The organism is Actinophytocola sp. (genome assembly GCF_049647105.1).
GTDB lineage: Bacteria > Actinomycetota > Actinomycetes > Mycobacteriales > Pseudonocardiaceae > Actinophytocola.
This window is the reverse complement of sequence record NZ_JBARWZ010000111.1, coordinates 1-13,383: the sequence shown is the minus strand read 5'-3', so window position 1 is coordinate 13,383 and position 13,383 is coordinate 1. Positions and strand designations below refer to the sequence as shown.

General features: G+C 70.7%; 8 protein-coding genes. 3 read left to right on the top strand and 5 right to left on the bottom strand.

The window, feature by feature from the left end; all coding sequences use genetic code 11:
* A partial coding sequence (locus WBA97_RS13730) for a beta-ketoacyl synthase N-terminal-like domain-containing protein (RefSeq protein ID WP_424231167.1) occupies positions 1–3,392 on the bottom strand: 3,392 nt, incomplete at its 3' end.
* A gap of 634 nt (positions 3,393–4,026) precedes the next feature.
* Between WBA97_RS13730 and WBA97_RS13725 the strand changes: the two genes are divergently transcribed.
* Positions 4,027–4,536 (top strand): pyridoxamine 5'-phosphate oxidase family protein, encoded by a 510-nt coding sequence (locus WBA97_RS13725; protein WP_424231166.1) that lies wholly within the window; start codon positions 4,027–4,029, stop codon positions 4,534–4,536.
* Between the two features lie 14 nt (positions 4,537–4,550).
* On the opposite strand, the gene WBA97_RS13720 is transcribed toward WBA97_RS13725, so the two are convergent.
* On the bottom strand, positions 4,551–5,204 hold the full coding sequence (locus tag WBA97_RS13720; RefSeq protein ID WP_424231165.1) for an MOSC domain-containing protein: 654 nt from the start codon (positions 5,202–5,204) through the stop codon (positions 4,551–4,553).
* Between the two features lie 9 nt (positions 5,205–5,213).
* Positions 5,214–5,861, bottom strand: coding sequence for a hypothetical protein (locus tag WBA97_RS13715; RefSeq protein WP_424231164.1), 648 nt, complete (start codon positions 5,859–5,861; stop codon positions 5,214–5,216).
* A gap of 189 nt (positions 5,862–6,050) precedes the next feature.
* On the opposite strand from WBA97_RS13715, the gene WBA97_RS13710 reads away from it, so the two are divergent.
* Positions 6,051–7,625, top strand: a complete 1,575-nt coding sequence (locus WBA97_RS13710) for an MFS transporter (RefSeq protein ID WP_424231163.1) — start codon at positions 6,051–6,053, stop codon at positions 7,623–7,625.
* A 62-nt stretch (positions 7,626–7,687) separates the two neighbouring features.
* Entirely contained in the window at positions 7,688–9,397 is a 1,710-nt protein-coding gene (locus WBA97_RS13705; protein ID WP_424231162.1) for an acyl-CoA dehydrogenase family protein, read from the top strand.
* A 65-nt stretch (positions 9,398–9,462) separates the two neighbouring features.
* Here the strand turns inward: WBA97_RS13705 and WBA97_RS13700 are convergent, their stop codons facing one another.
* Together WBA97_RS13700 and WBA97_RS13695 are read right to left on the bottom strand one after the other, a co-directional pair.
* Entirely contained in the window at positions 9,463–10,230 is a 768-nt protein-coding gene (locus WBA97_RS13700) for a leucyl/phenylalanyl-tRNA--protein transferase (protein ID WP_424231161.1), read from the bottom strand.
* The gene (locus tag WBA97_RS13695; RefSeq protein ID WP_424231160.1) at positions 10,230–13,262 is read right to left on the bottom strand and encodes an amino acid adenylation domain-containing protein; all 3,033 of its coding nucleotides are present in this window, start codon (positions 13,260–13,262) and stop codon (positions 10,230–10,232) included. The genes WBA97_RS13700 and WBA97_RS13695 overlap by 1 nt, the downstream gene beginning before the upstream one ends.
* Positions 13,263–13,383 lie beyond the last annotated feature (121 nt).

Genomic DNA, 13,383 nt, shown 5'->3' with positions numbered 1-13,383 from the left:
GGGCCGCCCTCCTCGACGAGGCCGAGCAGCGTCCGCGCCGCCCGCCGGGCGGTGTCGTCGTCCTGGCCGCGGAACGTGAACAGCTCCGATGGCCACTCGTCGAGCGCGTGCGCCCCGGGTGCCTGCTCGTGCGCACGCAGGACGACGTGGAAGTTGGTGCCGCCGAAGCCGAACGCGCTCACCCCGGCGATCCGCCGCGCCGGTTCGACGGCCCACGGCCGCGCCTCGGTGTGGAACACGAACGGGCTGTCCGGCCCCCACGCCGCGTTCGGCGCGGAGAGGTTGCGCGTCGGCGGCGTCACCCCGTGGTGCAGTGCGAGCGTCGCCTTGATCAGCCCGGCGAGCCCGGCCGCGCACTTGGTGTGCCCGATCTGCGACTTCACCGACCCGAGCGCGCACGCGCCGGGCGCCGCGCCCGCCTCGGCGAACACCTCGGTGAGCGTGGCCAGCTCGGTGCGGTCACCAACGACCGTGCCGGTGCCGTGTGCCTCGACGAGCCCCACCTCCGCCGGGGACACGCCCGCGTTGCGGTAGGCGCGGGTCAGCGCGGACCGCTGCCCCTCGGGGCGGGGCGCGGTGAGGCCGAGCGCGCGGCCGTCACTGGCGGCGCCGACACCGTCGATCACCGCGTAGATCCGGTCGCCGTCGCGTTCCGCGTCGGCGAGCCGCTTGAGCACCACGCACGCGACGCCCTCACCCAGCGCGATGCCGTCGGCGGCGGCGTCGAACGTGGCAGAGCGGCCGGACGGCGAGAGCGCGTGCACCGACGAGAACAGGAGGTAGTCGTTGATGCCGTTGTGCAGGTCGGCGCCGCCGCACAGCACGAGATCGCTGGTGTTCGCGACGAGCTCCTTGCACGCCACGTCGACCGCGGTCAGCGACGACGCGCACGCCGCGTCGACCGTGTAGTTGGCGCCGCCCAGGTTGAGCCGGTTCGCGATCCGGCCCGCGATGACGTTCGCGAGCATGCCGGGGAACGAGTCCTCGGTCAGCTCGGGAAGCTGTTCTGCCAGGTCGGCGGGCAGTTCGCCGAGGTAGCCGGGCAGGACGGTACGCAGCGTGGTCGCGCTCGACAGGTCGCTGCCCGCCTCCGCGCCGAACACCACCGACGTGCGGTCGTGCGCGGTGTCCCTGCCGTCGTACCCGGCGTCGGCGAGCGCGCGCCGTGCCGCCTCGAGCGCGAGGAGCTGCACCGGCTCGATGTGCGCGAGCGAGGCGGGCGGGATGCCGTAGCTCAGCGGGTCGAAGGGGATCTCCGGCAGGAACCCGCCCCACCGCGACGGGGTACGGTCGCCGTGCTCACCGAAGTAGGTCTCCCGGTCCCAGCGGTGCGCGGGTACCTCGGTCACGGAGTCCTTGCCGGACACCACGTTCGCCCAGTAGGTCGCGAGGTCGGGGGCGCCGGGGAACATGGCCGCCATGCCGACGATCGCGATCCGCAGCGGTTCCGGTGCCTCTTCGGCCACCGGCTCGTCGCGCAGCTCCTGTGCCCGCCGGGTGAAGAAGGCGGCGGCACCCTCGGTCACCGAATCGTGCAGTGCGGCGACCGTCGTCACCCGGTCCCGCAGCACGGCGACCTCACCGGCCATGAACATGCCCTCGGCGGCCTGGCGGTCCTCGCCGACCGTGCGCAGCTCGTCGCCGACCCGCTCGATGCCCTTGCTGGCCAGTCGAAGCCGTCCGATGTTGAGCTGTTCGAGCCGCTCCCACACCTCGCGGTCGGGCACTCCCCCGGCACGCAGCGACGCGGCCATGCGTGCGAAGTCGGCGGTGAAACCACTGTGCACACACCGGGTCGCGTGCCCCGGCGCGGTTTCGAGCAGGTCGGTCCGCGCGGCGGCGACGACCTGGCGCTGGAACAGCGGCTGGATCGCGCCGGACGCGACCGCCTCCTCGGTGAACAGGTAGGCGGTGCCCATGAGCACACCGACCTCGACCCCGGCACGGATGAGTGGCGCGGCCATCGCCGCGATCATCGCGACCGATCGATCGTCGTGCGCACCGCCCGCGAACAACACCGCGGGCGGCGTGCCTCCCTCTTCCACGTGCCCCCGTACCACCTCGATCTGGCTCTGCCAGAGCGGAAAACTGTTGCGTGGCCCGACATGCCCACCGCACTCGGCGCCCTCGAACACGAACCGGCGCGCGCCGGCGGCGAGGAACTGGCGCAGCAGGCCGGGTGATGGCACGTGCAGGTAGGTGGTGATGCCGTCGGCCTCCAGCGCGGCGGCCTGCGCCGGGCGGCCACCCGCGATGATCGCGTGGGTCGGCGCCAGCTCCCGCACCACGTCGAGCTGCGCGTTGCGGACCGCCTCGTCGGCGAACCCGAGGATGCCGACCCCCCACGGCCGGTCGCCGAGGCGTTCCTTGGTGCGGCTGAGCATCGTCCGCGTCTGGTCCGCTGTGGACAGTGCGAGCGCGAGGAAGGGCAGGCCACCGGCCGTCGCGACGGCGTCCGCGAACGCGGGCTGGTCACTCACGCGGGTCATCGGACCCTGCGCGACGGGCAGGGGCGTACCGAGCGAAGGGCAGCCGGCGGTCAGCGCGCCGACGGGTGCGTGGTCGGCGACGGCGTCCCGCACGGCCGCCCGGATGCCGCGCACGGCGGCACCGACCGTCGGCCAGCGCGCGGCGAACGACGTGGCGAGCGCGACGTCCTGCCCGGCGGGCAGGTACTGCCCCGGCCCGAGCCGGTCGGCAAGGTCGACGGGCAGGTCACCGTCGCGGCGGCCGCGGCGCAGTACCCGGATCCCTTGCCACCGCACGGTTTCGGAACCGTCGAGGCCACTGATCGCGTCGGTGGTGGCGGTGGGGAGCCCGGCCTCGGCGTACAGGGCGAACTGGGTGTCGAGCACGACCCCGGCGGCGCCGCCGACGACCGCCGCGGCCGCCGTGTCCGGGCCGATGCCACCCCACGCCCACACCGGTATGTCGATCCCTGGGTCGGCGAGCAGTTGCTGGAGCAGGACGAACGTGCCCAGTTCTCCTGACACGCCACCACATTCCGCGCCACGCGCGAGCAGCCCGGCCGCACCACCCGCGACCGCGGCCCGCGCGGCCCGCACCGAGGTGACCTCCACGAGCACGGTCCTGCCAGGGAACTCCCCTGGGGTCCTGGCGGGATCCCCAAGCAGGACAACGTGTGCGGACTCGGGCAACCGGCCGACGGTGACACCGGGACGGATCCGCACGCCGAACGGGTGCGGCGACCATGCGGCGGTCCGGTCGAGGATCTCCTTGGCACGGCGGGAATCCCGCGCGGGCAGTTCGAGCACGCCGAGCGCGCCCGCCGCGGCAGAGGCGGCGGTGAGCCGCGGTGAGGGATGGTGCACAGGGTTGACGACGATGACAAGCCCGCGTGCGGAAGTGACGCCGTTCTCCTGCTGAAGCATTCAGCACTCCCGACAAGCACGATGGCCGAACAGATGACGTTCCGTACTCAACTGACCGCAGGCAGGCATGGTCAATCCATCGATCGAACCGCCGCCAGACGGGCGATTGCGAAAGCACACGCCGGCCGCGCCTACCCGGTGCGCGCTGAGCAGTGCGTTTTTCCGGGCTGTCACCCGAAAACACCACGTCAGTCACGGGGTTTTCATGACAAGGCAAAAGAATTCCTGACCCGATGTGGTGCATATCACGTCAAGTCAGGAGGAACCGGTGCGTCCAACCGTCCTACGCCACAGGTCGCTTTTTACATTTGTGAACCGAATCCCGTTGCCCACCAGGGTGTTCCCGCTTGTGGTCCGATCGTGCGACACTCGCCCCACCTGGGGAATTCCAGTCGATTCCTCCTGGAGCGCCGGTTACCGGACCGGCCACGGCCAGTGCTTTCGCGACCACCATCGCGACACGAGCCGGATTCCAGCATTCCGATTCGGACGGTGTCCGGTTATTTTCGCCGTGTCGCCTCGGCCCAATCCCACGGTCGGTGTTCGCGTACTTCCAGGAGGAGCACCATGATCGGGTTCAGGGCCGCCGATGGCACACAGCCGCCGTGTCACCACGCCATCGAGGCCGCCTGACATGGCGGAGGACAGTCTGGCGACCAGGACCCGCCGGTTGCTCGACGAGGCGAAGTACCTGTCGCTGGCCACCGTGTCCACCGACGAACAACCGTGGTCGACGGTGCTGCAGTACGCATGGCTGCCGGACCCGCTGCGCTTCCTGTTCGGCTCGGCGATCCAGTCGCGGCACAGCAATGACATCACCACCCGCCCGCTGGTCAGCGGCTCGCTGTTCGTGGCAGGGAACGAGCTGATGGCGGTGGACGGCGCACAGTTCAACGGCGTGTGCCGCGAACTGTCCTCAGCGGAGGTGGAGCTGTACCACGCGACGTTCTACGACGCGGTTCTACCCGACGCCAAGGACCGCGCCGAGTACACGTTGCCGGCATCGGCACTGGTGGCGCCCGCACCACACCGGCTGTACCTGGTCGAGGTGGAGCAGTGGTGGCTGGTCGACACCCGCACGTGGGCGGAAGACCGCATAGACCGCCGCGTCAAGATCCCACTGAGCGCCCTGACCAGTCTCTGAGTCGACACCCAACCTCAAAGACCAACGCGCCTACGCACCTTGGCCAGCCCCTCCGCGGGAAACGCCTCGGCGACCGCAAGACGTGGCAGCAGCTCCGGAGACGTGGTCAAGGCACGAAACGCGAGCGCCACCGTCACGTCATGGTCAGGCCGCGCAACCACGACGACCGGGTCACCCGCGCGAACGGACCCCGGCTCGACGACCCGAAGGTAGGCCCCGGGCTCAGCCGCCTCGGTGAACGTCGCGAGCCAGCCGTGTTCGGCCATCCACCCCTGGAACGTGCCACACGGAATCCGCGGGCACGACACCTCCAGCACCACGTCCGAACCGACAAGCCAGCGCTCACCGATCAGCGCACCATCGACATCGACACCGACCGTGGTCAGGTTCTCGCCGAACACCCCGTCGGACAGGGGCCTGCCCAGCCGCTCGGCCCAGCGATCGAGACCCTCGCGCGCGTAGGCGTAAACCGCCTGGTCGTCACCGCCGTGATGCCGGACGTCGTACACCCGGTCCCCGGCGAGCCCGACCGCACCGGTGCCCTTCGGCCCTGGCGCGCTGACCGCGACCGGCCCAGCCACCGGCCGCTTGTCGATCCCGGTAGTCCCGGTGGTCTTCCAAGGATTGTCCCTCGGCACACCGACATTCACGGACTTCAGACCGGCCATCAGCCAATGTTAGGCGAGTCCGTCGGCGAGGGCATCCCAGAAAGCGCCCTCCAGGGCGCTCACGATCCGCGCGGAACGCACGGCCTCGTCGGCGTCCTCGCCGCCGGCCAGCCCGGCGTCCAGCACCGCGCGGGCCACGTCGAGCAGTTCCTGCGGGGTCTCGGCGAAGTAGAGGAAGTGGCCGACCGCCTTCTCCGACAGCCCGTAGCGACCCCGCAACGCCGCGGCCACCCTGGCGTACGTGCCGCCGGACTCGTCCACGTTCGCCAGCAGGGCCAGCGCCATCGCGCTGCTCGACCCGAACACCGCGAGCTGCGTCAGATACGCGGGGTACGCCTGCGCGAGTGGCAACGGCTCGTACGCCGCCAGTTCGGCCTCTCCCATGCCGACCGCGCTCGCGAAGTCACCGAGCAGCCGCAACGCTTCCGCCTCACCCTGTGCGAGCGTGAGGAACAGGTCCCCGGCGGGCGAAGCCGGGAACCGCGCCGCGAGCAGGGCCTGGCTGCGCCGGTCACTGCCGACCAGCCGGTACAGCTCCCCCGCGAGCCACCGCAACCGTTCTTCCGGCACGGCGCCTGCCTCGAGCAGGTCGGCGAACCGGTTGCCCGTCGCGTGCTTGGCGATCTCGGTCCGCGCGCGCGAGACGATGTCGGTCATGTGGACATACCAGCAGCGGGTATCGGCGGTTGTCCAGGGCCGCGAGTGACGTGCGAGCGCGGTACCAGTGCACTGCAAGGCCTTCTTGTCAGAGTCGAGGCGGAGCCGCACACGCCGGTTCCATACCCATACCCCGGTGGGGTACCATCGGCAGGCACCGATCAGCCGTCAGACACGAAGGGAACTCCGATGTCCTCTGCGAACACGTCGTCCGAGCCACGAGCCGGTCGCAGGGAATGGCTGGGACTGGGCCTGCTGGTACTTCCCTCCCTGCTCCTGTTCATGATGTTGACGATCCTGTTCCTGGCCATCCCGCACATCGCCAGGGACCTCAACCCCAGCAGCACCGAGCTGCTGTGGATCCTCGACATCTACGGCTTCACCATGGCCGGCTTCCTCGTCGCGATGGGCACGATCGCCGACAAGATCGGCCGCAGGCGGCTGCTGATCATCGGTGCCGCGGTGTTCGGGATCGTGTCGATCCTCGCCGCGTTCACCGACGACCCGGCGCTGATGATCCTGTGGCGGGCGATCCTCGGCGTCGCCGCGGCGACACAGATGCCATCGACGCTCGGCCTGATCTTCTCCATGTTCCACAACGCGAAGCAGCGCGGCGTCGCGATCGGCGTGTGGGCAGCCAGCATCTCGGCGGGCGTCACGCTCGGCCCGATCGTGTCCGCGGTCCTGCTGGAGGCGTTCTCGTGGCGGGCGACGTTCCTCGTCGCGGTGCCGATCATGGCGATCGTGATCATCGGCGCGCCGCTGCTGCTGCCCGCCCACACCGACTCGTGGGGCGCGAAGCTCGACCTGCTGTCCGTCGGCCTCCTGCTCGCCACGCTCCTGCCGTTCATCTACGGCGTGAAGACCCTCGCCAAGGACGACTCGCTCGGCATCGCGCTCGGCACGATCGCCGCGGGCATCGCGTTCGGCGTCTGGTTCGTCCTGCGCCAGCTGCGGCTGGAGGCACCCCTGCTGGATGTGCGCCTGTTCGCCAACCGCACGGTCAGCGGCGCGCTCGGTGTGTTCATCCTGGCCGCGGCGGGCATGGGTGGCGTGTACCTGATGTTCACGCAGTACCTGCAACTGGTCGCGGCCCTGTCCCCGCTGCAGACCGCGCTCGCCATCCTGCCCGCCGCGGTGCTCCTCGTCGTCGTGTCGCTGGTCTCGCCGATCATCGCGCGCCGGGTGAGCCCCGGCATCATCATCGGGGTCGGCCTCGCCGTGCAGGTGGTCGGCTACCTGATGCTGACGCAGGTGGAGAGCACGGCGGGTCTGCCGCTGCTGATCGCGGGCTTCATCGTGCTGTACCCGGCGGTCAACCCGGCCATGGCGCTCACCACCGACATGATCGTCGGCGCGGTGCCGCCGGAGAAGGCCGGCGGGGCGTCCGGGCTGTCCACCACGGCGAACGACCTTGGCATCTCGCTGGGCATCGCGCTCATCGGCAGCATCGGCATCGCGGTGTACCGGGGCGAGGTCGCCGACACCCTGCCCGGTGGCCTGCCAGAGGAGGCCGCCGCGGCGGCGCGGGACAGCCTTGACGGCGCGGTGTCCTCGGCGAGCACGCTGTCCCCGGACGTGGCCACGACGGTGCTCGAGCCTGCGCGGGCCGCGTTCACGAGCGGGCTCAACCTCGGCGCGCTGGTGGCCGCGATCATCGCCGCGGCTGGCGCGGTGCTGGCGTTCGCCCGGCTGCGGCAGGTGCCGCCGACCGGCGCGCCCGCGCAGGAGAAGGCGGACGAACAGGAAGTGGAAGCAGCTTAAGGAAATCCGGCCGGGTGGTCCTGCAAAGGGCCACCCGGCCGTCACCTGTGGAGGGACACCTCGTGTCTACTGTGGAGAGTTTCGGCGGCGAGCTGTTCCTCGGCCGGTTCCGGCTGGGGCTGCTCGACCCGCTGCCCGGCCAAGGACTCGACGCGGACAGCAAGGCGTTCCTCGCGCGGCTGCGTGACTTCTGCGTGGACAAGGTGGACAGCAGGCTCATCGAACGCGATGGCCGGATCCCCGACGAGGTGATCGCCGGGTTGAAGGACATCGGCGCGTTCGCCATCAAGCTCCCGAAGGAGTACGGCGGTCTTGGCCTGCCGGGCGCCTGTTACCTGCGGGCACTGATGCTGGTCAACACGACCCACTCCGCACTCGGCGAACTGCTGGCCGCGCACCAGGCGATCGGGCTGACCCAGCCGATCCTGCTGTCCGGCACCGACGAGCAGAAGCGGGAGTTCCTGCCGAGGTGCGTGCGGGAGATCTCCGCGTTCACCCTCACCGAACCCGACATCGGCAACGACCCGTTCCGCATGCGCACCACCGCCGTGCGCGCCGCCGACGGCTCGTACACGCTGAACGGGCTGAAGTCGTGGGTCACCAACGGGGTGCTCGCCGACCTGATCGTGGTCATGGCGATGGTGCCCGAGACGGGGATGACCGCGTTCGTGGTCGAGGCCCGCTCCCCCGGCGTCACCGTCGAGCACCGCGGCGAGTTCCTCGGCCTGCGCGGCCTGGAGAACGGCGTCGTGCGGTTCCACGACGTGGTAGTCCCCGCCGGTCACCGGATCGGTCCGGAAGGCGAGGGCCTGGAGGTCGCGCTGGCCGCACAGGACACCGGCAGGCTTTCGCTGCCCGCGGTGTCCGCGGCGGCGGCCAAGTGGAGCCTGAAGATCGCCCGCGAGTGGTCACGGGTGCGGGTGCAGTGGGGCAAGCCGATCGGCGAGCACGAGGCGGTGGCGGCGAAGATCTCGTTCATCGCGGCCACCGCGTTCGCGCTGGAGGCCATGGTCGAGGTGACGGGCAGGCACGCGGACGCGGGCGGCGACACGCACATGGAGGCGGAGCTGGCGAAGCTGTTCGCGTCGGAGAAGGCATGGCTGGTGGCCGACGAACTGCTACAGATCCGCGGCGGCCGGGGCTATGAGACCGCCGAGTCCGCGGCGGCACGAGGCGAACGCGGAGTGCCTGCCGAGCAGTTGCTGCGGGACGTGCGCATCGGCCGCATCTTCGACGGCTCGACCGAGGCACTGCGTGGCTTCATCGCGCAGGAGGTCCTCGCCATCGACAATCCGGCGTCCACAGTGGACGAACCGGTGACCGTGGACGACTTCGGCCTGCTGGCACCACACCTGCGCTTCGTCGAGCGCACCTGCCGCAGCGTGGCCCAGCACGTGGCGCACGGCCGCACCCGCTGGCCGTCCGAACTCGCGGACCGGCAGCTCTACCTCGGCAGGCTGGTGGACATCACCGCCGAGCTGTACGCGATGAGCGTGAGCTGCGTGTACGCGAAGACCCGCACCGACGCCGAGGGCGCACTCGAACTGGCCGACGCGTTCTGCCACCAGGCCCGCCTGCGCATCGCCGAACTGTTCGGCCGACTGTGGAGCAACACCGACGACCACGACCGCGCCGTGTCCCGCAACGTGCTCACCGACCGGTACACGTGGCTGGAGGACGGCGTCCTCGACCCGTCGATCGAGGGCCCGTGGATCGCCGACCCGGCACCCGGCCCGTCACACCACGAGAACCAGCACCGCCACGTGGCCTGACGGCCCCGAGACCACCATCGTGGTGGTGACGCCCGGCCATTCGGCGAGCGTCACCACCACGATCGTCAGGCCGCCAGCTCCCTGGCGGGCAGCGGCTCGGCTGCCATGGTGCCCGCCACGGATCCGTGTTCCCGCAACAGTTCCAGGTACCGCGCCCGGGGAATCGGCACGGCGCCGATCAGGCGCGCGTGGTCACCGTCGTGCTGCACGTCGACCGCGACGCCGCCGCTCCGCGCCATCCGCCGCACCAGGCACGCGATCGCGACCTTCGACGCGCCGCTGGCGAGGGTGAACTGCGAGTCGGCGGAGAACACGCCACCGACCCGCACGCCGAAGGTGCCGCCGACCAGTTCCTCGCCGTCCCACACCTCCACGCTGTGTGCGTGCCCGGCCTCGTGCAGTGCCACCAGGCTCGCGACCAGCCGGTCGGTCAGCCATCTCGGCTCCCGGCCCGCCCGGCACTGCCGCACCACCCGCTCGAAGCACACGTCCACCGTGGTGGTCCACTCCACCTTGTTCCGCAGCTGCTTGCGCAGGCTGCGCTGGAGGCGGACCTCGTCGACGGAGATCACCGGCCGGGGGTCGGGCGAGCACCAGGCGACCGCGTACGGGTCGGCGCCGTCACCCAGCACGGGCACCCGGCCCTCGTAGGTCATCTCACTGAGGATCTTCTGTTCCTCGGTGTCGGCCGGGAACGGGTACAGCCCGTGCCGGTAGGCGTCGAGGAGGGTCGCCGGGGTGAGGTCGTCGTGGAAGGCGACCGGGCCGTCGGCGGGCGCTTCGGTGAGATCGAGCGTCCGCCATGGGTTCGCGGTGCCGAGGAAGCTGTCCATCACGCGGCTCGCAGGAAGTCGATGTCGGTCAGGTAGTCGAGATAGCTGTCGAGCATCGCCGCGTCGACCGGCGGGATCACGATCCCGCTGCCCCGCAGCGCGTTCTCCACGTTCGCGCGGCCGAACGCCGGGAACGTGTCCTCCAGGTACATCTCCGCGACGCTCATCTCGCCGGTCGCGCACCGGTCGATGAACAGCGGCGCGAACGGGGTCATCGGGTGCTCCGGTTGCTCCACCGCGAGCTTCACCAGCTCGTCGAGCCATTCCTGCCACGACACCTCGCGGATCTCGTGCCCTCTGGCCCGCATCCGGCCGATCAGCTCGGCGATGTTGACCTTGCCGGGGTTGGTGAGGTGGTAGACGTCCCCGCGTGGCAACGAGCTGGTGGCGATGTGCGCGACCGCGGCGGCGAAGACGTCGACGGGCGTGTAGTCCAGCGGCAGCTCCGCGACCGGCGCGGTGCCGGAGTCGACGACGAACTTCTTCATCGCGCACATCTCGGTCGCGGTGTTCCACGCGCCGGTCACCTGGTCGCCGGAGATGTCGGCGGCGCGGTAGATCGCCACCGGCAGGCCCTGCTCCGCCGCGTTGAGCAGCAACGCCTCCGCGACCCACTTGCTCTCCACGTACCCGACCGACAGGTGGTCGGCGTGCGCGAGCGGGGTGTCCTCGTCGACGTGCCGGATCCCGGCCGTGCCGAACCCGGCGACCACGGCCATCGTGGACGTGTAGTGGACCGGGATGTTGCGGTGACGGGCGGCCATCCTGATGATCTCGCGGGTGCCCTCGACGTTCGCCGGGCGCATGTGCGAGTACGGGTAGATGAAGTTGACGAGCCCGCCGGGGTGGTGGATCACGTCGACGGTCCGCGCCAGCCGGTCGAAGGCCTCTTCGGACAACCCGAGCCCCGGCTTGGCGAGGTCACCGGGGACGGCGACGATCCGGCCCGCGATGCGGCACTGGGCGAGGTCGTCGCCGTAGTAGTGCAGCGCGGTGGACTGCAGGCGGGTCATCGCCGTGTCGGCGTCGTCGGCACGCACGAGGCAGTGCACCACCGCGTCCGTCGTGGACAGCAGCTCACGCAGCAGGTAGGTGCCGAGGAAACCGGTGGCACCGGTGAGGAACACGTGCTGCGGGTCCTGCCAGGCCGCCTTGCCGGACAGGCCGGTGTCGATCGGCACGTCCAGCCGGGACTCGGCGGCGAAGTCGACCCGTTTGCGGGTGTCGTCGCCGGGCAGCGTGCCCGACCTGGCGGCCTGCACGGCGAACGCGAAGCTGCGCAGCGACGCGTCCTCGAGCAGCAGCCGGATCAGCGGGCGCACCTGCGTGATCATCACGCCGAACGTGCCACGCACCTTGGCGAGCAGCTCCGCGGCGAGGATGGAGTTCCCGCCAAGGGCGAAGAAGTTGTCGTGTGGGCCGACCTTGTCCCGCTCCAGGACCTGGCACCACAGCCGCGCCACGCCGCGCTCGAACAGGCTGACGACGGTCGAGGCGTCCTCGTCGGCGGGTTCCTCGACCGTCACCGGGAACGGCAGGGCGGTGAGGTCGACCTTGCCGTTGGTCTTCAGCGGCAGCTCCGGCAGCGCGACGAAAGCCGTCGGCACCAGGTAGTCCGGCAGGAACCCGGCCGCGAAGTCCCGCAGCTCCTTGGTGTCGAGTGTCGCGCCGGGTGCGGTGGTGTAGTAGGCGGCGAGCCTGCGCTGGCCGTTCTGCTCGTAGTCGGTCACCGCGACGTTGCCGACCAGCTCGTGCGCGGCGAGCGTGGCCTCGACCTCGCCGGGCTCCACCCGGAACCCTCGGATCTTGAGCTGGCGGTCGATGCGGCCGACCACCTCGAGGTTCCCCTGCGGCGTCCACGCGCCGAGGTCACCGGTGCGGTACATCCGCGCGCCCTGCTCGTCGGTGAACGGGTCCGGGACGTACCGGGCGTTGGCGATCGCGTCCGGGTTGAGGTACCGCGCGACCCCCAGCCCGCCGATGCAGATCTCACCGCGCGCCCCCGGCGGCACCGGCCGCAGGTCCTCGTCGAGGACGTGCACGGTGGCGCCGGGCAGCGGCGGCCCGACCGGCGCGGCGCCGCGTGGCGGCAGGATGTCCGCCGTCAGGTCCACGACGCACGAGGTGATCGTGGTCTCGGTGAGGCCGTACGCGTTGACGAGCCGCACGTCCGGCAACAGCTCCAGCGCGGTGCGGCAGTCCTCGGCCAGCACGGCCTCACCGCCCACAATGGACAGCCGGACGGGCAGCTCGACCGGGCGGGCGGCCAGCTCGGTGAGGAACCGCCGCCAGTACGCGGGGGTGAGATCCATGACCGTGACACCGTGCCTGCGCAGCCGGTCCGGCAGCTCGCTCGGCGCCCAGCTCATGTCGGGCAGCACGAGCGTCGCCCCGGCGGTCAGCGCCACCATGATCTGCTCGATGGAGGTGTCGAACGACAGCGCGCCGAACTGCAGTACCCGGTCGGCGGGGGTGATCTCGTACCAGGCGGCGAGCTCACCGATCACGTGGCTCAGCGCGGCGTGGTCGACCACCACCCCCTTCGGGGTGCCGGTGGAGCCGGAGGTGTAGATGATGTACGCGGCGTCGACGCCGAACACCGTGACCTCCGGCGCGGTCACCGGATACTCGCCGGCGAGACCCGCCGCGGTGGTGACGACGAGGTCGGCGAAGGTGGCGAAGCGATGGGCGTCCCGCGCGTTGGCGATGACGGTGGTGGCGCGGGTCTCCTCGGCGAACGCGCGGATCCGGCTGTCCGGCACGCCGGGCTCGACCGGCAGGTAGGTGCCGCCCGCCGCGAGGGTGGCGAGCAGCGCGACGATCGTGTCGATCGACCGTTCCATGTGGACCATCACGACGGAGCCCGGCCCGGTCCCGTTGTGGTGCAGGTAGTTGGCCAGCTGGTTGACGCGTTCCGCCAGCTCGGCGTAGGTGAGCTGCTGGTCTCCGGACACGACCGCGATGCCATCCGGCCGCGACACGGCGCGGGCGGCGAACTGCTCATGGACATTCGGCTGCCGACGGATGTTCATGTGACCCCTTTGGTACGTATCCATATGGCGCGCAATGAGGTTTTCACGACGCTCACGTCAACCACTATGAAGTGGCCTTGAATTCGAATCGCGCCGTAACCAGAAAGGCGCGGCCGGGGCC

Bases quoted from the DNA above. Each gene is read 5' to 3' on its own strand.
- WBA97_RS13725 (WP_424231166.1), top strand. From the start codon at position 4,027: ATGGCGGAGGACAGTCTGGCGACCAGGACCCGCCGGTTGCTCGACGAG.
- WBA97_RS13720 (WP_424231165.1), bottom strand. From the start codon at position 5,204: ATGGCCGGTCTGAAGTCCGTGAATGTCGGTGTGCCGAGGGACAATCCT.
- WBA97_RS13715 (WP_424231164.1), bottom strand. From the start codon at position 5,861: ATGACCGACATCGTCTCGCGCGCGCGGACCGAGATCGCCAAGCACGCG.
- WBA97_RS13710 (WP_424231163.1), top strand. From the start codon at position 6,051: ATGTCCTCTGCGAACACGTCGTCCGAGCCACGAGCCGGTCGCAGGGAA.
- WBA97_RS13700 (WP_424231161.1), bottom strand. From the start codon at position 10,230: ATGGACAGCTTCCTCGGCACCGCGAACCCATGGCGGACGCTCGATCTC.
- WBA97_RS13695 (WP_424231160.1), bottom strand. From the start codon at position 13,262: ATGAACATCCGTCGGCAGCCGAATGTCCATGAGCAGTTCGCCGCCCGC.